The following is a 22383-nucleotide window of genomic DNA, read 5'->3' on the forward strand; positions in this document are numbered from 1 at the left end:
TATAGGACCTTTTTTTATTTGTGGTGTCATTTAAATAAAGACTAGACTCATGGAGAAGAAAAAGCAAATAGGAGAACACATCGTTGACCATTTATCGGAGAGGATGAATGAAGAGATCGTGGATCCGGTTCTGGATGAATGGTTGGCTGAGGATGAGTCTAATCAAGAAGATTTTAAACGGTATAAAGAGATCTGGAAAGAAACAGGCTCTTATCTGGAGCAAAAAACTTTTAATGCTCAATACGCATGGGATAAGATCGATCGTATCAATAAAGAGAGAGATAATAAGCGGAAACGCTTGGTGAATATTGGATATATCATTTCAGGAGTGGCGGCTACTTTATTGCTTGTCCTCGGGTTTTCGAAAATGGGAGTATTTGATAAACAGCCGGAAATGCTGGTTCGAATGACCGCTGATTACGGAAGCCGATCGGAGGTGGTCTTGCCGGATGGTTCCGTTGTTAAGCTGAATTCTGGATCTGATATTACGTATTCCTATAACGCAAAGGAGAATATCAGGGAAGTGAATTTCCAAGGAGAGGGCTTCTTCGATGTCTCGAAGAACAAGATACCGTTCGTGATCAAGATGAGCAATGGATTACGCTTAAAGGTACATGGAACTTCTTTTAATTTGCAAGCGTATACGGATGAAAAAACAGTTGAAGCCTCGTTGGTGGAAGGCTGTATCGAGTTGGATCATGGGAATGATAAGTTGTTAATGAACGCCGGTGACATGGCGATTTTCGATAAGCAAACCAACAAGATGAGACCGACATCGGGTGTGTTATCTCATTCGTACAGCTGGCTGGAGGATAAACTCTATATGGATCATATGTCGTTGGCTTCCGTCTGCAAATATCTGGAGAGGAGGTACGATGTAACCATCCATCTTCAAAAGGATTTGGGGAATAGTATACATTACGATGGAGTCATACAGGAGGAAACCATAACGGATATATTGGGTGTACTATCCCGATTGAGTGATATAAGTTATAACGTGAAAGGAAAAAATATAAGTATAACCTCTAAATAAAGTCTGCCTATGAAGTAAAGAACAGGAATCGCATGAATACACATGAAAAACGGGAAATGCTGGAACATTCCCCGTCATCTTTTTGATCATTAAAATTAGTGCTCGTAACACTAGTGTTAACAAACAATCGAATTACAAATATATGAATTTTTGGAATATAGCAAGGCCGGAAGAGTCTCCGGTCCTTAAAAAAACTTTGTCTATTATGAGATTGACGACATTATTCTCTATCGCATGTTCACTTCAGATCTCGGCCTCTGTCTATTCGCAAGAGACAAAGTTGTCTTTGGACGTTAATAACCAGACAATAAAGGAGGTTCTTTTCAAGATAGAGAAACAGTCTGGCTTCCGTTTTATCTACGAGAGCGAGAAGGTTAACCTGAATAAGAAAGTATCTGTACATGTGAAAGAGCAGACGGTAGAAACTATCTTAAAGCGTCTTTTCGAGCAGGAAGGGATAAAGTATGAGATTACCGAGAATAATTTCATCTTAATTAATCCTTCTACAAAAAACGAGAAAGCCGCTCCTTCTTCACAGGCGGTTTTACAAAAGAAGAATTTGGTAAAAGGGGTAGTGACCGACGAGAATGGAGAACCTATTATCGGTGCGAACGTAGTTGAGAAAGGTACTACCAACGGAACGGTTACGGACCTTGATGGAAAATTTACAATGGAGGTATCGGAAAACGGTGTCCTTCAAATCTCTTACATCGGATATGCCATGACGGAATTGCGTCCCGGCAAGGAAGCGAATTTGAACGTGAAGTTACGGGAAGATGCTTTGCAAATGGATGAGGTTGTAGTTGTCGGTTACGGTACGGTAAAAAGAGCGAACTTGGGTGGTGCCGTATCTACGGCCGATGCGAAAGCGTTTGAGTCTCGTCCGGTTCAGAATGCGGCTCAGGCTTTGCAGGGAGAGGTACCCGGTTTGACGATTACACGTGCCGGAGGCGCTCCGGGTTCGGACATGACCATGAAGGTTCGTGATGTCTCTTCTATCAACGGTGGTACTCCCCTTGTTTTGATTGATGGAGCGGAGGGAAACATTAATATGATCAATCCTTCCGATATCGAGAATATTTCCGTATTGAAAGATGGTACGGCCGCTATTTACGGTGCTCGTGCCTCGGATGGTGTTATTCTGGTGACAACGAAAAGTGGTAAGCGCAATCAGAAGACATCTGTTGCTTTTGATGCATATTACTCTATTAAGACTCCTGCGTTGTTAAGGAAACCGGCGAATCTATTACAACATGCGGAGATGGCCTTGGAGATCACCGATGGATCATTCACTCCAGAATACACGAGAGATCAATTGGACCTGATCCGGCAGAATAGTGATCTGGTGTTGACTGATGCGGAATGGGGGCGTTGGACCGGCTATCCGCAATTCTTCAAGGATCAAGACTGGAATGATATGCTTATTGGCAATGGTAATATGCAGAATTACAATGTCAATATCTCCGGCGGTGGAGAGAGATACTCGTATATGTTGTCTTTAGGCCATCAGCGGGAGGAAGGTATCCCTAAATTTGGTGAGGATGTGAACAAGCGTTACTTCGTACGTGCTAAATCGAGCGTCGAGATCTTCAAGAACTTGACTTACGATCTTAATTTAGCTTATGAGGCAAGCAACAGGGACTATTCCTCGGGTTTGACGGAAGGACAGAATATATGGGAACTGATTTATAAGACTCGCTCTTGGACTCCGATGTACAATCCGTCGGGAACTTTCTATACATTCGAGGGTTTCGATAATCCGGCCCAAGTATTGGAAGACGGGGGTATGGTGAATAAGACTACAGGTAATATAACGGTCAACAACCAATTACGCTGGAAAGTGATCGACGGATTACAATTGGTGGGGCAAGCCGTGATCCGTAAGTATGATCAGGATGAGAACGTGACGAACAAGAAAATCATCAATTACGATTGGGATAATAACGAGGTCCGGGAGAAACGTACGCCGAATAGCGCGGAGCGTCGTTACCAGAAAACTTTATCCAAGAACTTCACGCTCTATGCTGATTATAAAAAGAACTTCAATGACCGGCATGATTTAAGCGTGATGGTCGGTACTTCCCATGAGTCTGAGAACTATGATAGGTTCACGGCGAAGCGTATTAACTTCGACCAACAAGAAAATATGTCTTTGCAATTGGGTAGCGCTCAAGATCAAAACGCTTGGAGCGAGGGAAATCAGTGGACGATTAATTCTTTCTTCTCCAGAGTGAATTATACGTTTGCCAATAAATATGTCATCGAAGGAACGATCCGTGCGGATGGTAGTTCCCGCTTTGATCCGGATCACCGTTGGGGATGGTTCCCGGGTGTAAATGCGGCTTGGCGTGTCGGGGAAGAAGGCTTCATGAAAAGATTGGGTTGGTTCGAGGACTTGAAGGTAAGGGCTTCTTATGGAGAGATGGGTAATCAGTCCGGTATCGGATTGTATGATTATATTCAATTGATCTCTTTATCGAACGATTATTATCCTTTCGGGGCTGGCGTAAAAGGACAAATGGCTACGTCTGGAAATATTATTTCTACCTCTCGTACATGGGAGACGATCCAGACAACCAATGTGGGATTTGATTTCTCGACGCTCAATAACCGTTTATATGGATCGTTCGACTACTTCTGGAAAGAGAATAAAAACATGCTTATCCCGAAGACATATCCTTCTATGTTAGGTGCGGACGCTCCGAGCACGAACAGCGGCCATTTAAGTATTCATGGATGGGAAATCTCTCTAGGCTGGAGGGATCAGATCAAGGATTTCAGCTACTCGGTTCGCTTTAATATCAGTGACGCGAAAAACAAAGTCGTGGATCGGGTTGGAAGTAACCTGATCAAATTAGGTAATAACGAGACTCCGACCGGATATCCGTTGAATTCCTATTTCGGATATGAATTTGATGGAATCATCCAGAATGAGCAAGAATTGGAGGCGTATAAATCTCGTTTCTCGGAAGGAGGTATCCCGGGTGACTTGAGCGTAGGTGACGCTATGTACAAAGACTTGGATGGAGACGGGAAGCTATCCGTATTAGGTGATGGTAAAGAAGGCTCCGGTGACGTGAAATACTTGGGCGACAAGAACCCGCGTTATAATTTCGGCTTTAACCTGAGTATGGCTTGGAAGGGATTCGATTTGAGTGCTTTCATACAAGGAGTCGGCCGTAGGACGATGTTCTTGGAAGGGGAGAGCCGGTGCCCGATGCCAGAGGCATGGTATCAATCCGCCGAGTATTGGTATGGAAAGACTTGGACCCCGGAAAGAACGGACGCCCAGTATCCGGCGATCACGTTGAAGGATAAACGAAACTACAATTATTATGTATCTACGAACACGAAGTTTAACGTTGCGTATGCTCGTTTGAAAAACTTGCAGTTCGGTTATACGATCCCGCAGACTTTGACCTCGAAGGCCGGTTTGCAGAAGGTGCGGGTGTATTTTTCCGGCGAGGATTTATTCGAGGTACATAACACGCCAAATGGTTGGGACCCGGAGGAGAACAGCGGTAGCATTACTTCCTATCCGTTTACCCGTAATTATTCATTTGGTATAAATGTCGTATTTTAAAAATTAAAGCGAAAAGTCATGAAAAACTATCGGATAATATTGGGAAGCTTTATTGTTTCCGCTTTGTTCTTGTCAAGTTGCCAAGATATAGACCTGTTGCCAAAAGATAATATGCCGGACGAGCTATTCTGGAAAACCCCGGATGATTTCGAGAAAGAGGTCAATTGGCTCTACACACGTACCGAGACGTTCGGCACGAAGGATACGGATAGCGATATCGCCTATGAGTTGAACGAGAATACGACGAGCAACGGTACGTTGATCGCACCGAATACGGATGCCCTATGGGACTCTACTTTCATAGACCTGCGTCAGAGCAATATGATTATCGAGAAGAGCCAGACGTACGAGGGCGATCCCTCGGAGATCGAGCGGTATGTGGCTGAGGCCCGTTTCTTCCGTGCTTACTCGCATTTTCGGTTGATGGCGAAATACAACGATATCCCTATCTTGACGAAGGTGCTTACCGTAGATTCCCCGGAGTTGTATGGTTCTAGGAATAAGCAACAGGAGGTGGAAGACTTCATCTTGTCGGAACTCAACGAGGTGTATGCTAAACTACCCTTGCAGAGTGAGTTAAACTCGGATGAGGCGGGACGTGTAACCCAAGGCGCTGCCTTGGCGTTGAAAGCGAGGGTTGCCTTGTTTGCCGGGACTTGGGCGAAGTATCACCAGCACCGTTCGGACTATCAGCAGTTGTTGCAACAAGCGATCGATGCCGCTGCAAAAGTGATCGATAGTGGTGAGTATGCTTTATATGAAGGCTCTGGTGAGGAGAGCTACCGCTACTTGTTTATCAATGCGGGCGATAATTCAAAAGAGGGTATCTTCGACAGTCGGTACGAGACGGATATCCGCCACCATAGCGACGCGTGCCCTGTATATTGGGGATGGCGAGGGACGCCTACCCGTAAGCTGGCCGATATGTATTTGTGTAAGAGTACGGGATTGCCGATTGAGAACGCTAATTCCGGATTTGAGGGATATGCCACGATCAAGAGCGAATATGAGAATCGTGACCCTCGTATGAAACAGACCTTCTTGATGCCCGGAACCGACTATATCAGTCCGCAAGACGGCGCCTTGACCTGCCCGCCGCAATTTACCATACGTCCCGAGACACGTACGGGTTATAAGTTGTGGAAATATATGGCGGAGACTTCCGTTCCTTCTGACAAGGATGTATATGATTATCACATCATCCGTTATCCGGAGGTATTGCTGATATTGGCTGAGGCCACTTACGAGAAAGACGGGGCGATCAGCGATGACATCTTGAACAAGACGATCAATGTGATCCGTTCCCGGAAAGGCGTGGAGATGCCTCCTCTGACCAACGCTTTCGTGAAGAGCAATGGGTTGGATATGCGGACGGAGATCCGTCGGGAACGTACGATCGAGTTAGCGTTCGAAGGCTTCCGCAGGGATGATTTGAGACGTTGGAAGACGGCTGAGACGGAATTGATAGGTGCCATAAAAGGCATTAAGCTGAAAGGTTCGGAATACGAGAACTTGGATGTCTTGAACGAGGGAAATCCCGGTTTGACAGACGAAAATGGATTCTTGATTGTGGAACCGGCGGAGAATCGTAACTTTGTGACCCCGAAGCATTACTATTATTCCCTTCCGTTGGATGAGTTGTATCTGAACCCGAACTTGGCTCCGAACAACCCGGGGTGGTAGGGTAATGCCTTATATTCCGGTAAAAATGGCCTTGCACTGGTGTAAAATGCCTTTTTAGATCTAAGAAATGGCTTTTCACCCTCGCGAAGTACCTTTTAGATTTCTAAAAACGACTTTGCGCTTGTGAAATGCCATTTTTAGGTTTAAGAAATGGCTTTGCACCCTTGCGAAATGCTTTTTAGATCTCTAAAAATGATTTTACACCGGTGAAATGCCATTTCTAGAATATTTTATGAGAGTAAATGAATTTAAAATTGAATCGAATGTCATTCATAAAGAAGATAGGTCTTGTATGCTTTATCGTCTTCTGCTGTGCGGGATGCCGTAGCGCGGGAGAGAAACTGGTTGAGAGTGCGGCTGCTCCCCGTATTATCAACATCATCAATTTCATCCGCCAGACAGACTACCGGGTGGAGAACGCCGATAGCTTATTGTACGAGACGGTTTGTGAGCAAGTGAAATTGGTGAATAAATATGATTTACCGGCAACCTTCTTATTGCAGTACGATGCGTTGATCAACCCATTGTACCAAGATCTGTTGAAAAGTAAACTCAATGATCATTCCGAGATCGGCGCTTGGTGGGAACTTACGCAACCGCAGATCGAGGCCGTCGGGATCAAGTGGCGTGGCGAGCATTCTTGGGTCTCGCACGCGAATATCGCTTTCAGCACCGGATATACGAAAGAAGAACGGGAGCGACTGGTGGATGTCTATATGGCGAAGTTCAAGGAGATATTCGGCACGTACCCGAAATCGATCGGCTCTTGGTTTATCGACGCACATACCTTGGGGTATATGTACGATAAATATAAGATCGTGGCGTCGTGCAACTGCAAGGACCAAGTGGGGACGGATGGTTATACCCTATGGGGTGGTTACTGGAACCAAGCCTATTACCCGAGCCGGGTAAACGCCTATATGCCGGCGCAGACCGAGGAGGGGCAAATCCCCGTTCCTATTTTCCGTATGCTGGGCAGTGATCCTATTTATCAGTATGATGATGGTCTGGGACAAGAGCGTCAAGGGGTGATCTCCTTGGAACCCGTGTATGAGAAGGCGGGCATGGATCGCCGCTGGGTGGATTATTTCTTGGAATCGATCGTGGATCAGCCTTGTCTGGCCTTCAATTATGCGCAAGCGGGACAGGAGAACTCTTTCACGTGGAGTAATATGAGCAAGGGACTGGAGATGCAGATCCCTATCTTGGACTCCTTGAGGAAGGAAAATAAGATCCGGGTGGAGACGCTGGGCGAATCCGGTGCGTGGTTCAAGGAATGCTTCAAGGTTACGCCGGCGACGGCTGTCACTACGTTGACGGATGTCCGTGGAGAAGGCAATAAGACGGTCTGGTTTAACAGCCGTTATTATCGGGCGAACTTATTGTGGGAGAAGGGAACGTTCCGCTTTAGGGATATCCATCTTTTCGACGAGAGCTATAAGTCGGTTTATCTAGAAAAGCCCGGAGACGGGAACCAGTTCCTATTCTATACGTTGCCGGTCGTGGACGGATTCATGTGGAGCGAGGGACTCGATCGTGCCGGGCTTCGGATCGTCCGATTAGACAAGGATGGAGATAAGGAGGAACTTTCCTTGGACCATCCGGTAGTGACGGAGATAGGCAAGGATACCTTGGTAGTTTCCGCCGAAGACTCAAAAGGCCATGCTTTCAAGATCACGTTCTATGAGACCCGCTTCGAGGTAGTCGCTCTATCAAAGGAGGCGGACTTCTCATGGGCTTTAGAGCTAAAGGCTGCGGCAGGGAAGGAGCTACCTTTCACCGTTATAGAGGATAAGGCGGTCAACGCTAGCTTCGATGGTTTCAACTACGTGATCACTTGCGAAAAAGGCCATATAAGGAAACCTGAATCTGGTTCGGATTATGTCTTTAGGATGTTTCCGTCGGATCAGGAAATAGTAATAGATTGTACAAATGCGAGAAAGTAATATGAATATATCAGTTTGGAGAAAATGGGTGATCGTATGGATGGTCGCTGTGCTCAGTGGTTTTCAATTAAGGGCGGCGGATCCTGTGGTCGTCCCGGCGAATACGGAACCGCTGACGATAGAAGGAAATCGTTTTGTCACCTTATGTATCATGATACGTACGACGCCTTGGGAAGTCTCCCGGGATGTCAAGTTACATCCCCGCGATGAGGTGGATTGGCATACGCTTGAGGGAGTGCGGGCCTTGCGGGAGGCTTTCGCCACGAATAACCCGAACGGTCGTCTTACATGGGGATTCACGATGAATGCCTTGGAGGACGGACGGAAGAATTACCGGGAGATCCGTGATTATGTAGTGGAGTGCCAAAAGAAATATGGGGATGAGGTTACTTATTTCCCCGGTTATTTTCCTGCGATGTATCTACCCCGTGAGCGGGTAAACCGTGAGATGTCGGAGGCGATAGAGATCATTTCTAAAATGGTAGGAAATGGTTATCGTCCCCAATCGATTATGGGAGGTTTCTTATCGGCCGATAATCTAAGATATCTGGCGGAGAAAGAGAACATCCATGTGGCGCACGCCGTGATCTGGAGCCAGCATAATATAGACGGTGGTGGCGCTGACGGTTCTCCTTCTTATCCTTTCTATCCCTCGACGGAACACTTCTGCAAGCCGGCGCAGGGAAAAAGCGATTTCATCGATTGCGTGAATCTGGATGGCTGGACGATGGACTTTATCTGTGCCCGCCGTAGCGGACAGACCGGACATGGTATCGATGGATATAACAGCCGTAGAGGTGTCGGCCCGATCGAGACGTACAAAGGTTGGGGGCTTGATTTGGGGCATCGTGAGGTGATGCACACGGAAGCGATTCACTTTGATAAAGGTCTTGAGTTGAATGGCTTTGGCTGGGTAGCCAATATCTGGGAGGCGCAGATGGTACATGAGTTCGGGAAGGATCTCATCTGCGATGCCATGAAGATGTGGGTAACGGGTACCAAGGAACGCTGGCCGGATACTCATTTCGTTACGTTCGGAGAATTTGGCGAACTTTGGAGAAAACAATATAAATCGAACGACGACTGGAACTATCGCTTCGTAGAACGAGGCTCTGGTTTGGGAGACTCTTATAATAACTTGGAGATAAAATGGTTTATGAATAAGGAATTCCGCTTGGCCTTATTACGTGATTGGCATACGAAAAATTCCCCGGCTTATGTCATCGACTTTACCCGTTATGATTTGCCGGCTCATGAACCTGCCGATCCGACCCCGACAAAACCGGCTAAGGATTGGAGCTTGATCAACAAAATCAACCAAAAAGGTCTCCGCCCGCAAGATAAGCCGGTCTTGATCGATAAGTTGGAGAAAGAAGATCAAGATTTGATTCGGAAATATTATCCGGAATTATTTAAATAGTTGGTTTATGAAAAAGATTACCGTTGTTTGTTTAGCTCTTTGCTCCTTTCTTTTTGGGGGAGATCTCTTCTCCGTAAAGGCGCAAATCCTAGAGAAGTTCACATTGCCTACCCCATGGACAGAGGAGGCATTGAAGGCTGAGATTCCTTTACCGGAATATCCGCGTCCACAGATGGTGCGTTCGGAATGGTTGAATCTGAATGGTATATGGGATTATATGGGAGGAAAAGACCTGCTCGATCCTGTTACGGCGACCACTCCTCCAGCCTTTCCCGCGAAAGTAGAAAAGATACGTGTGCCGTATCCTCCGGAATCGGAATTATCCGGTATAGCTCGTGGGGGTGATACTTGTCTGTGGTATAAGCGTAGCTTCTCTGTTCCTCAAGCATGGAAGGGCAGGCATGTATTGTTGAATTTTGGGGCTGTAGATCGGATCTCGTCTGTGTTTGTCAACGGTAAGAAGGTGGGTACCCATACGGGAGGGTACGATGCTTTTAGTTTATATTACTGATTATTTGAAATCCGGTGAAAATGTCCTTGTGGTAGGTGCTTATGATCCTAACGACGGCCGGGCCGCTTCGGGCAAGAACGGCTCACGTGGAGATTATATTTTTACCTCCGGTATCTGGCAAACCGTTTGGCTTGAACCGGTAGAGAAACAATATATTTCTCAGATTAAGCTAGTGCCCGATTTAAAAAATAATCGGTTGGAAGTAATTGCTTATACGGAGGATAAGGAGTTAAAGGTAACGGCTATCGCGGATAATGGTACTTCAGAGGTGGCAAGAACCGAAGGAAATTCCAATATGAGTTTTTACTTGCCTATCCGGGAACCCCGTCTATGGAGTCCAGATGATCCTTTCTTGTATGGTTTGAAATTACAGTTGAAAGATCGAAAGGGTGAGATAATAGATGAGGTATCTTCTTATTTTGGTATGCGTTCTGTTAGTATGGGAAAGGTAGATGGTGTGCTTCGGCCTTTATTGAACGGGGAGTTTGTTTTCCATATCGGTCTTTTAGATCAAGGTTATTGGCCCGATGGCGCATTTACCGCTCCTACCGACAAGGCTTTGTTATATGATATAGAACTGGCGAAACGTGCGGGTTTTAATGTAATACGCAAGCATATCAAAGTAGAGCCTCAACGTTGCTATTATCATTGTGATAGGCTTGGCTTGATGGTTTGGCAAGATATGCCGAATCTTTGGGAGCCTGATGGTGAGGATTCCGTGGCGGTTCGTAAACAGTTCCGTGACGAATTGAAAGTGATGATCGACCAACACGTCAGCTCGCCTTCTATTGTGATGTGGGTTCCGTTTAATGAGAATTGGGGAGCCTTTGAAGCGACAGACATCACAGCTTGGGTGAAAAAGTACGATCCGAATCGTTGGGTAAACGGTATGTCGGGATATAATTACGCTCCGGGCTATCGGAAAGCTTATGGAGATCCCGGAAATGGAGATTTCGTGGATATGCATCATTATGGCAAGATCGAGCCTAAGGCGATCCCCCGTCCCGATGATAAACGTGCTGCGTCCCTTGGCGAATTCGGAGGAAAAGGTCTATTTGTGCGTGGGCATATGTGGCCTGTACGCAATGACGCTTATGAGATGATGTTGAATAGAGAAATCTTGACCGATACCTATGTATTAATGCTTACCGAGCTAGAGCAGATGATAAACTATTTCGGACTAAGCACGGCCATCTATACGCAGACTACAGATGTGGAACATGAGATAAACGGCTTGGTCACTTATGACCGAAAGGTGGAAAAGATGGATCTGGAGAAGGTTAAATACATCAATCAAGAGGTAATCAAATGTACACGGGCAAAATAAAGAATACCTAGTTAAGTTTATGGGAGTGTCCTCGGAAAAGGACACTCCTTTTTTATATATTTGGGCATCTTATTTTTCATGTTATAAAAAGGTTGGTAAATGAAAAAAATCGTTGTTGCTTCCGATTCATTTAAAGGCTCAGTATCTTCGATTGAAGTGGCTGAATGTGCCGAGTTGGCGATCCATAAGGTTTTTCCGGATTGCGAGGTCGTGAAAATCCCGGTTGGGGATGGGGGAGAAGGTACCGTGGAGACTTTGATTACGGCGATGGGTGGAGAAGCCGTATCTTGTGTCGTACATGATCCGTTGATGAGATCGGTCGAGGCCACTTATGGGATACTGGGAGATAATCGTACGGCGGTTATCGAGATGGCGACGGCGAGTGGTCTTACGTTAGTGCCTGTGTCGGAACGTAATCCCTTGAGAACAACGACGTATGGAACCGGTGAGTTGATAAAAGACGCTATGGATCGTGGTTGCCGGGATTTCTTGATAGGAATAGGGGGAAGCGCAACGAATGACGGAGGAACCGGTATGTTGCAGGCCTTGGGTTTTCGTTTTCTTGATAGAAAAGGGAATGAGCTGGGATTGGGTGGGCAGATCCTTAATCAGATTTATGAGATAGATTGCTCAAGGGCATTATCGCAATTGCGGGAAACTTCATTTACCATAGCCTGCGATGTGAATAACCCTTTTTATGGTGAGAAAGGGGCGGCGTATGTCTTTGCCCGCCAAAAGGGAGCGGACGACGCTATGGTCCGTTTGCTGGATGAGGGCTTGCGAAATTTTGCGGAAGTCATAAAAAGAACGGGACGAATAGAGATAGACGACATTCCGGGTGCGGGAGCCGCAGGTGGTTTAGGTGGAGGGTTTGTCGCTTTCCTAAAGGCTGAACTTAAACCCGGTATCCAGATGGTTCTGGATGCCTTGCGTTTTGATGAATGTATACGGGGGGCGGATCTGATTATTACGGGAGAAGGTAAACTGGATAAACAGACTTGCATGGGAAAGACCCCATGCGGAGTATTGCAGGCAGGCATGAGACAGGGTATCCCGGTTATCGTAATGGGTGGTTCCGTAGAGGAGGTAGAGGCGCTTAATAAATCCGGGTTTCTGGCGGTCTTGCCACTTCTTCCTTATCCGGTTTCCTTGGAGCAGGCGATGGATAAGGATTTCACCTGCCGGAATATTGGGCGTGCCTTGGAACAACAATTGCGTGTAATCCATTACTATATGAATCACTAACACATGGGTATAATGAGTGCATGGGGAGCTTTTATCGGATTATTAGTGTCGATTTTCTTGATTATAAGAAAGGTATCGCCAGTCTATAGCCTTATTTTAGGGGCATTAGTAGGAGGATTATTAGGGGGTGTGTCGTTGCCGGAAACGATCTCTTTAATGATCAGTGGAGTAAATGACGTAACTCCGGCCGTCATTCGGATCTTGACGGCGGGAGTATTGTCGGGGATATTGGTGAAGACAGGTGCGGCGGCTTCTATCTCCAATACGATCATTTATAGATTGGGAGAACGGCATGTGTTTTTTGCGCTCGCTTTCGCTACGATGTTGCTGACGGCTATTGGAGTGTTTATTGATGTTGCTGTTATTACGGTGGCTCCGATTGCGTTGAGCATCGGCCGGAAACTGGCGGTTCCCCGGGGTAGCCTTTTGTTGATGATGATCGGTGGAGGCAAATGTGGCAATATCATTTCTCCAAATCCGAATACGATTATCGCCGCTGAGAATTTTCATGCGGATTTGTACTCTGTCATGTATGCGAACTTGATCCCGGCGTTGGTTGGCTTGTTGTTTACGGTATATGTCATAGGCCGTTTCTTACCCCGGCAAAATGGATTTTATGCGAACGAGGAGATAGATAACCTGCAAGCGGATCTCCCCTCCTTCGCCTCTAGCATGGTCGCTCCGGTAGTGACGATCCTACTGCTGTCGTTTCGCCCTTTATTCCATGTGGCGATCGATCCGATGATAGCCTTGCCCGTTGGAGGAATCGTTGGGATTCTGGCGATGAGGAAATGGTCATTGATTACGGACAGCCTCTCGTATGGACTCAAGAAGATGTCGAATGTCTCGATCCTGTTGGTCGGGACAGGCACTATAGCGGGAGTGATCAAGGCTTCCTCTATCAAGGATGTTTTATTAGATGCGTTATCGCATACGAATATGGGAGAGCTTTTATTGGCTCCGGTTTCCGGCGTATTGATGTCTGCCGCTACAGCCTCTACTACAGCCGGAGCGACAGTTGCCTCTTCGTCATTCGCGGATATTATTATCGCCGCCGGTATCAGTGGTGTCTGGGGAGCCGCTATGATTAATTCCGGTGCTACCGTGCTTGATCATTTGCCGCATGGATCGTTCTTCCACGCTACTGGTGGGGTAGCGGATATAAGCATTCGTGAGCGGTTGAGGCTGATTCCTTATGAGACCGCGATCGGCGCTATTTTGGCCGTTGGGACTATAATTGCTTATCTTACCGTGAATTAATTCTTTTCGTGATAAGGCTTAGTGTTTTCGTTTTGGAGTTATTCCCGAGTGTATTGGTCTACCTTGGATTTACGGTCATACAGATCGCATTTAGCCAGCATGGGTTGTCCGGCTTGCGCTATGTCTCGAAGGAGTGGTTACAGCGGATCGGCACGTATATGAAATGGCAATCCCTTGCACGCTAGTCTCTTTGGATATACTGATATACGATCCGGGATATATCCGCAATGATTGCCGCAGTTGCTTCCGGGCTCTCTTCCGAGTCTTTAGCGAATACCGCAATCGTATATCTTTCTTCATCCGGTAGGAAAACGAAACCTATGTCGTTCGTACCGATCAGTTGCCATCGGGCATTCAGGTCGCCCGTTCCTGTTTTATGCCCGATAATGGCATCGGTTGCCTCTAGCGGTTGAGCCAGCCGATCTTTTCCGGTCTCACATTCGATCATAGTCTGTTTGATGAACGTTTGATGAGGTTCGGTAAAGAGAGGGCGGGATACAAATAGGTCTAGCAGCTTGGCAGCATCCAGCGGAGAAGTCCAATTCTGATAGCATAATCGCAGGTCACGGTGCATATCTTCTTCTGTTTGGGAAATATATAAAGAAGTTGTGAGTGGTAATTTGTTTTGTTCCAGATAATGTATCACGGATAACGTACCTTATTATTCAGTGTAATCGTATCCTCGCCATTGATAATAACTGCGATTCCTACTTGGGCTTTTTTGTTGGCTATAGCTTCTCTCAATAATTTCTTTAATTCTCCTTTCTTGTCTTTGGCTATGACAGGTAGTGCGAATACAAGTAAGATTGAGAGAATCGTGCTAACGTATTTGTTCATGGAATATACCGTTTTTACGCGAAGGTAGGAAATTTTTCCATGTTCGGCTTGCCATTGGGTTATTGTATATTTTTCCAAAGGCGTTTACGATCTCATTATTTGTTTCTCAAAACACGTACGTGTTTTCCTGAATTCTCGTACATGTTTTTGAAAAAACACGTACATGTTTTCCCGAAAATATGATTGATGTTTTATTCTTTTGATTATTAATATATTATAGTGTAAGGTCGTTGAAGTACTTATTGTTTTTTTTACTTCTAGATTAACAGGAAATCTCAAAATGATCTCATCACCATATTGCCTGTCCATATATTTTTGATAATTAACCTTCGGAATTTGGGGCAGCCAAAGAACAAACAATTAAAGGATACTTCGCCTTATGGCAAAGGCGGCTAAACATCATTTGTTCGTGCAGTTCCATGGTTCCAGTAAGCCATCTGGATTACATCGGACTTATCCGAATGAATTTACCCGGGAAGGGACGCTCAATTATGAGAATTTCAAAGGATGTATGGTCACGACCGCGGATCATGATATATCTATGCCTTTTACCCGTTTATTGGCTGGAACTGCCGATTATCATTTAGGTGGGTTTCGGGCTCTTCCGAAAGACAAGTTTAAGATACAACAAAGCAACCCTTATGTCACTAGCACTCGCTGCCATATGCTAGCGATGTATGTCGTATTGGAGAGTTATTTGGGAATGATCTGCGATACTCCGGAAGCTTACGAAGGCCAGCCGGGATTCGAGTTCTTACAAACCGTACCGACTACTTGGGACAAAACGGTCGTACCGGATGCCTCTGTCAATGAGTATGTAGCGATCGCACGTAGGCATGGAGACGATTGGTACGTTGGGGCGATCAACAATAGTCAAGCCCGTAATGTGGAAATAGCCTTGGATTTCCTCGGTAAAGGAGATTATAAAGTAACTCTTTATAAAGATGCGCGAGACACGGATACCAATCCTAATCATCTTATCAAAGATACTTTAACTGTTACCGCAAAGGATAAAATAACAGTACCGCTCGCTTCAGATGGTGGTGCCGCTATGCATATTCAACCCGTATCCTTTTGATAAACTTTATTCTAGATAGAAAAGAGGTTCACTTCAAAAGGAAGGTAGCCTCTTTTCTAGTTATAATACGGGAACACGGCATGTAATTCTCTAGAGAGTTTTGCTTTGAATAGTTTACGATAGTTTTGCTTCATCAATTTTAATTTTCATCTTTGTAGGGAGACAGATGCTAGAGAATCGTTATTATTAATTACAATCTCATGAAGAAACTATTATTTCAGACAACCTTGTTTCTATTATTATGTAGTTGCATAAGTAAAATAGAAAAAACACCAGTAGATTATGTGAATAACCGGATTGGGAATATCAGTCATTTACTTGTGCCTACCTATCCCACTACCCACCTGCCTAACAGCATGTTGCGAATGATTCCGACTCATAATGAGTTTACGACGGATCGTATGGAGGGACTGCCCCTAAATAGTCCTTCCCATAGGCAAGGCCATTCATTGTTGCTGTTGCCTTATAGGGGGGACGTTAAGGAGTTCGGTGGGAATTTAAAATATCGATATGATCATGAGAAATCTACGCCTTATAATTATTCGGTGTATTTGGATGATTTCTCCGTAGGGGTGGATTTTGCGCCTGCTGCTAAATCGGCGATCTATCGTTTTCGGTTTGAGGATTCGGATCGACGGTTGATTTTGTTGAAAGCCAATGGAAAAGGAGAGATCGATATAAAGGATGGAGCTTTGTGTGGATATGATAATTTCGCCGGGATAAAACATTATTTTTATTTGGAGTTTGATGCCCAGCCCATTCAAGTTGATAGCCTCTCTCATTCTTTGGTATTTGCTGAATTTCCGGAATCGAAGGATGTGGTAAATGTTCGTTATGGAATTTCTTATATTGGAGTAGAGCAGGCCAAGCGGAATTTATATAATGAAATCAATGATTTCAATCTGGAGAAATTGGCCTCGCAAGCTCGTGATAAATGGAACGACGTGTTAGGCAAAATAAAGATTGAAGGAGGCACGGAGGATCAAAAGACCACATTTTATACCGCCTTGTATCGGGCGCACGAAAGAATGATCAATATTTCTGAAGATGGTAAATATTTTAGTGCGTATGACGGAAAGATACATGAAGATAATGGGGTGGATTTTTGGGTGGATGATTGGGTATGGGATACCTATCTGGCCCTTCACCCGTTGCAAGTGTTATTGAATCCGGAGGCTCAAGAACAAAAACTGGCGTCTTATATCCGGATGTATGAGCAATCCGGGTGGATACCTACTTTCCCTTGTGTATTTGGGGATGCGCATTGCATGAACGGTAACCATGCGGCAGGTGTCTTTGCGGATGCCTTGAATAAAGGCTTGCGGTTTGACGTGGAAAAGGCTTTCGAGGGTATGAAGCATACGGTGATGACTGAGTCCATGATCCCTTGGTACCGGGGACCTAAAACGGCCTTGGATGATTTTTATCATGAGAATGGCTGGTTCCCCGCTTTGCATCCGGGAGAAAAAGAAGAGTTTACGGAGGTAGGACCATTTGAACAGCGACAAGCGGCAGCCGTAACTACAGCCGCATCCTATGACGATTGGTGTATCGCCCAATTAGCTAAACATTTGGGAAAAGATGAGGATTATCGATTCTTTCAGGATCGTTCTTATAATTACCGGAATGTCTTTAACAAAGAGACTCATTTCTTCCATCCGAAGGATAAAGATGGGAAGTTTATAGAACCGTTCGACTATATTTTTTCCGGAGGTATCGGGGCTAGGGCTTATTTTGATGAGAATAATGCTTGGACCTATAATTGGGATGTACGCCATCATATTCAGGATTTAATAGATCTTTTTGGAGGCAACACTCCTTTTATTGAGAGATTGGATCAGTTATTTGTTGAGGATATGAAAATGTCAAAATGGCAATATTACGCTCTTCATCCGGACGCTACGGGCAATGTCGGGCAATTCGTGATGGGAAATGAGCCTAGTTTCCATATTCCTTATCTGTATAACTACGCCGGTCAACCGTGGAAGACGCAAAAACGGATTCGTATGCTTATGGAAAGTTGGTTCAGGAATGATCTGATGGGTGTTTGTGGTGATGAGGATGGTGGTGGAATGTCGGCTTTCTATGTATTCTCCGCTTTAGGTTTCTATCCGGTTTCTCCGGGAGTGCCTGTTTATACGATAGGTAGTCCTTTATTTGATAAATCGGAGATTCAGTTGGCGAACGGGAAAGTGTTTACCATGATCGCTCATGGGGTTTCGTGGGAAAATAAATACATTCAATCCGCTAAGTTGAATGGCGCCGAGTATAATAAGACGTGGTTTACTCATGAGGATGTCATGAAGGGAGGAACATTAGAATTGTTTATGGGAGACCGCCCTAATAAGAAGTGGGGAGTGGGAGAAGGTGCGAATCCTCCTTCTGGTGAGTTTGTCGATTGATTTGGTTTGACGGCATGATTCTACGGTCAAAGATTCGTGAAATCATTTTGTAGATGTTATCTTTGCGTAAGTAAGTTACGAACAAGTGATTTATTCGTAAGTGACAAATAAACAGGAGGAGATATATTATGGCAACGAAGCAAATTCCATATGGCCTGACGGATTTCGAGCGAATCCGTACCGCCAATTATTATTATGTTGATAAGACTCGCTATATTGCGGAGGTGGAGCGGAACGCAAGTTTCTTTTTCCTTATCCGCCCGCGCCGTTTCGGGAAGTCGCTATTCTTGAATGTCCTCAGATGGTATTATGACGTGAACCGTAAGGATTCTTTTGAGGAACTCTTCGGCGACTTATATATCGGCTCCCATCCGACCCCGGAGCAGGGACAATATCTTGTACTGGATTTCAATTTCGCAGGCGTGAACCCAGATCCTGACGAGTTGATCCGCTCTTTTAATGATCACTGTGCCGCTCGTTTCCGGGAGTTTGCCTACTACTACGAACGTTTCTTCAATCCGGGCTTCCGGGAGAAAATGGAGAGTCTGCCAAATGCTGACGAGAAGTTGACCTACACGATCAGTGAGGCTAAACGCTTGAATCTCTCTATCTATCTCTTCATTGACGAGTATGATAACTTCACCAACGCTATCCTCGCCAATATGGGTGAGAAGCATTACAAGGCATTGACACACGGTACGGGCTTCTTCCGTTATTTCTTCAACAAACTGAAAGAAGGGGCTACGGGCGATGGCCCTATCAAGCGCATGTTTATCACTGGGGTATCTCCAGTGACGATGGACGACGTGACCAGCGGTTTCAATATCGGAGCCAACATGACGACAGATTACCGCTTTAATGGAATCATAGGTTTTAGCGAGGGAGAGGTACGGGAGATGCTGGCCTATTACAAGAGCGAGACAGGTTTTGAGGATAGTGTGGACGATCTGATCAACTTGATGAAGCCGTGGTACGATAACTACCGTTTCTCTACGAAGAGTCTGGACGAGCCTATGTACAACTCGGATATGGTACTGTATTTCATCAGCAATTACCTGCCCTTGAGATCGGCCCCGGATAAGATGATCGACAACAACATCCGCACGGACTACAACAAGCTCCGCCATTTGATCCGTCTCGACAAGCGGTTCGGCACGAACGCTTCGATCATCCAGGAGATCGTGAACAACGGCGAGACCACCGCAGTAATCAAGGATGCTTTTCCTGCCGAGGATATCGCCAAGCCGGACAACTTCAAGAGCCTGCTTTACTATTTCGGGTTGCTCTCCATCAAGGGTACCAAGCGTGGAGATACCCTTCTGGGCGTTCCCAACCTGACGGTACGTGAGCAATTATATACCTATCTGATCGAGGCTTACCGGGAAGCTGATGTCTTCTCAATAGAGTTATACAAGCTTCATGATCTGGTAAAGGACATGGCTTACGACGGAGACTGGAAGCCTGTGTTCGAGTATTTTTCCTCCGAGCTGGAGCGGCAGAGCGCTATCCGCGAGTTCATAGAGGGGGAGGCGCACGTGAAAGGTTTCCTACTGGCTTATCTAGGCTTGACCCGTACCTATATAATTTATCCGGAGTATGAGGCCAACAAGGGGTACGCCGATTTCTACATGATGCCCGACTTGATCCACCAGCCCGAGATAGGCTTTAGCTATATCGTGGAGGTGAAATACGCCCGTCGGGACGCTTCCGAAACGGAAATCGAGGCGTTGAGAGCCGAGGCCGCCATCCAGTTACGCCGTTACGCCGCAGACCCGAAGGTTCACGCTACTAAGGGGGATACGGAGCTTCGTCTTGTCACCTTGGTCTTTAAGGGTTGGAAGCTTGCTGTTTGCGAGATGGACTTGGCTTGATTTTGTTTTTATGCTATTTTTGATGGTAGATAATAATACGTTTAATCATCAAAAAAGGAGATATGAGCAAGAGAAAGAATAACCGCTTGGGCAAGGCGGGCATCACATTTTATACCTATGCCACCGAACGCATCTGGGAGAAACGTTTAGCGGGGAAACATAACACTGCCGATTTATATAGGACGACCCGTAATTGGATCTGCGCCTTTCTGGGTAGGAGAAACCTTCTTTTCCCGGAGATAACCCCGGGCTTAATAAGCCGTTTTGTCGCTTATCTGCAATCCGCCGGCTTGCGAGTGAATACCGTGAATACATACCTCAGCAACTTTCGCTCGATTTATAACCAAGCTTGTCGGGATGGTCTGTTGCCGGCTTGCGTCGTATCGCCTTTCGCGTACTTGAACTTGAAGCGGGAAAGAGCCGGATCTAGGGCGTTGGGAAACGAGTCGCTCCGGGAGATCGTGACCTTGAAGTCTGAGGAGCCGGATTTGGCGTGCGTGATCGACTATTGTACGTTCGCCTATTTATCTTGCGGCATGCCTTTCGCGGATATGGCTCGCTTGACTACGGCGAACCTGTATGGCGAGGAAATCGTATATCGGCGTAAGAAGACGGGGACCTTAATCCGTGTCGGGATAACAGCGGGGATGCGGCGGTTGATTAATAAGTATGCGGACGCTTCTTCCCCGTACCTTTTCCCTATTTTATCTCCGGGTAGAGAGGTAGGGCATGAGGAATACAAGGCGATACTGCGTTCGTATAATAACTCGTTGAAGAAGATCGGTCGTGCGCTATCTCGTCCCATTCATCTGACCTCGTATGTTTTCCGCCATACATGGGCAACGAACGCCTTGCGGAAACAAGTCCCTTTATCGATCATTAGCCAAGCGTTGGGGCATACCTCGGAAAAAACAACACGTTTTTATCTGGCCTCTTTGGAACAGTCGGAATTGAATCGTGCGAACGCTAGGGTGACGGAAGAGGTGGATTTGCTTTTGGCGGCTGGATGATGCCCTTATTCGCGAAATAAGGGGAGGAGCCTATTCTGCATAAAAATTACCTATAATAGGCTATTTTCAACGGAAGGCTTGGCAAATGTAAAAAATATTATTGATAAACAATCACTTTTATCTATTTATTAAGAAATAGGAATTGAAGGGGATACAGATATCGTATCCTCTAATTAATCCAAATTTATGCTTATTGCGCATATATCGTGGATATGCGGTTAAAAATAGTGGTTATGCGTGTTTTTTTTAGTTTATGTTGGACGTGCGATATCTCTTCCCCTTATTTCGCGAATAAGGGTGATAAACATTATTAAAAGGTAACGCCCCACTACCACGGGGCATTAAAGACAAAAAGCATCATGGCAGAAGAAAAGACCATCTTGACCGTAGATCTGTACGACAACGTATTAACCGAGAAAACCGGCGATTTCACCGGAAAGATCCGCATTACCGGAACCACGCGAACTTCAGACATCTCGAACCGCATCGTGAAGAAACGCACCGAGTACCGCCCGGAGACGATCACCAACATCCTCGACCTCTCCTACGACGAGATGATAGAGGCCCTCGCCCAAGGCCGTTGCGTGGTGAACAAGTTCGGGCAATGGCTGCTCACTATCAACGGCTCGTTCGACGGAAAGAAATCAGACTTCCGCTCTACGGAGAATAAGATCACCGTAATGTTCACCCCCAGCGCCACCCTCCTGAAGGCGCTAGAAAACATCTACGTGAACGCCGACGTAGCCACCGTGGGCCCGATGATCGAGAGCCTCACGGATTCCACTACAGGTGAGAAGAACCTCCATATCACTCCGAACGCCCCGGCCATCATCTTCGGCAGCACGTTGCTTATCAAGGGGGATCATCCATCTGTAGGCGTCTACTTCACCAAGGACGAGGAGGGCGCTACGCCTACGAAGGTTTTACTTATCGTACGTAACACTACGAGTGAGATCATCATCCAGATCCCGCAACTCGCCGAGGGACAGTACTGGCTGAGCGTCACCACGCAGGCAGGTGCGGGTTATTCTCTCGTAAAAGATCCACGCACCTACAAATTTCCCATACTCCTGACCGTTGGCGCGGGAGGAGGAGGCGACAGCGAAAGCCCGGACGAGATCTAGGCGCATAGCGGGATGGGAGAGCCTCTATACCTAGGGTAGGGAACAACGGTGTT

13 protein-coding genes and 2 pseudogenes are annotated in these 22383 nt (G+C 46.0%); 14 read left to right on the forward strand and 1 reads right to left on the reverse strand.

Annotated features, from left to right (window positions below; all coding sequences use genetic code 11):
• Positions 1-49: 49 nt before the first annotated feature.
• The 9 genes from DW205_RS10070 to DW205_RS10105 all read left to right on the forward strand — a co-directional run bounded on the left by DW205_RS10070 (position 50) and on the right by DW205_RS10105 (position 14008).
• On the forward strand, positions 50-1033 hold the full coding sequence (locus DW205_RS10070; protein WP_005863536.1) for a FecR family protein: 984 nt from the start codon (positions 50-52) through the stop codon (positions 1031-1033).
• 142 nt (positions 1034-1175) lie between these two features.
• Positions 1176-4616: a TonB-dependent receptor gene (locus DW205_RS10075; protein WP_005863534.1), complete on the forward strand. Its 3441-nt coding sequence runs from the start codon at positions 1176-1178 to the stop codon at positions 4614-4616.
• Between the two features lie 18 nt (positions 4617-4634).
• Positions 4635-6299 carry a RagB/SusD family nutrient uptake outer membrane protein gene (locus tag DW205_RS10080; protein WP_005863532.1) on the forward strand — a complete coding sequence of 555 codons (1665 nt, stop codon included), beginning with the start codon at positions 4635-4637 and terminating at the stop codon, positions 6297-6299.
• A 263-nt stretch (positions 6300-6562) separates the two neighbouring features.
• Positions 6563-8245 (forward strand): hypothetical protein, encoded by a 1683-nt coding sequence (locus DW205_RS10085; protein WP_005863530.1) that lies wholly within the window; start codon positions 6563-6565, stop codon positions 8243-8245.
• Positions 8232-9665, forward strand: a complete 1434-nt coding sequence (locus tag DW205_RS10090) for a DUF3863 domain-containing protein (protein ID WP_005863528.1) — start codon at positions 8232-8234, stop codon at positions 9663-9665. The genes DW205_RS10085 and DW205_RS10090 overlap by 14 nt, the downstream gene beginning before the upstream one ends.
• Before the next feature lie 7 nt (positions 9666-9672).
• A complete protein-coding gene (locus DW205_RS22505; protein WP_005863526.1) occupies positions 9673-10176 on the forward strand; it encodes a sugar-binding domain-containing protein in 504 nt (167 codons plus the stop codon).
• Positions 10154-11503, forward strand: coding sequence for a glycoside hydrolase family 2 protein (locus DW205_RS10095; protein WP_005863524.1), 1350 nt, complete (start codon positions 10154-10156; stop codon positions 11501-11503). Before DW205_RS22505 ends, DW205_RS10095 begins: the two co-directional genes overlap by 23 nt.
• A 99-nt stretch (positions 11504-11602) precedes the next feature.
• On the forward strand, positions 11603-12748 hold the full coding sequence (locus DW205_RS10100; protein WP_005863522.1) for a glycerate kinase: 1146 nt from the start codon (positions 11603-11605) through the stop codon (positions 12746-12748).
• 12 nt (positions 12749-12760) lie between these two features.
• The gene (locus DW205_RS10105) at positions 12761-14008 is read left to right on the forward strand and encodes a GntP family permease (RefSeq protein WP_005863520.1); all 1248 of its coding nucleotides are present in this window, start codon (positions 12761-12763) and stop codon (positions 14006-14008) included.
• A gap of 181 nt (positions 14009-14189) precedes the next feature.
• Here the strand turns inward: DW205_RS10105 and DW205_RS10110 are convergent.
• Positions 14190-14845, reverse strand: a pseudogene (locus tag DW205_RS10110) (serine hydrolase).
• A gap of 379 nt (positions 14846-15224) precedes the next feature.
• Here DW205_RS10110 and DW205_RS10125 point away from each other — a divergent pair.
• The 5 genes and pseudogenes from DW205_RS10125 to DW205_RS10145 form a co-directional block, all read left to right on the forward strand.
• Positions 15225-15923, forward strand: a pseudogene (locus tag DW205_RS10125) (glycoside hydrolase family 97 catalytic domain-containing protein); the annotation flags it as partial.
• A gap of 200 nt (positions 15924-16123) precedes the next feature.
• The gene (locus DW205_RS10130) at positions 16124-18325 is read left to right on the forward strand and encodes a GH92 family glycosyl hydrolase (protein ID WP_005863513.1); all 2202 of its coding nucleotides are present in this window, start codon (positions 16124-16126) and stop codon (positions 18323-18325) included.
• Positions 18326-18453: 128 nt separating this feature from the next.
• Positions 18454-20196, forward strand: coding sequence for an ATP-binding protein (locus tag DW205_RS10135; protein ID WP_005863511.1), 1743 nt, complete (start codon positions 18454-18456; stop codon positions 20194-20196).
• A gap of 62 nt (positions 20197-20258) precedes the next feature.
• Positions 20259-21206, forward strand: a complete 948-nt coding sequence (locus DW205_RS10140) for a site-specific integrase (protein WP_005863509.1) — start codon at positions 20259-20261, stop codon at positions 21204-21206.
• A gap of 359 nt (positions 21207-21565) precedes the next feature.
• A complete protein-coding gene (locus tag DW205_RS10145) occupies positions 21566-22330 on the forward strand; it encodes a DNA-binding domain-containing protein (RefSeq protein WP_005863507.1) in 765 nt (254 codons plus the stop codon).
• Positions 22331-22383 lie beyond the last annotated feature (53 nt).

Origin of the sequence: Parabacteroides sp. AM17-47 (assembly GCF_003434625.1) — a bacterium.
In the GTDB taxonomy this organism is placed as follows: domain Bacteria; phylum Bacteroidota; class Bacteroidia; order Bacteroidales; family Tannerellaceae; genus Parabacteroides; species Parabacteroides distasonis.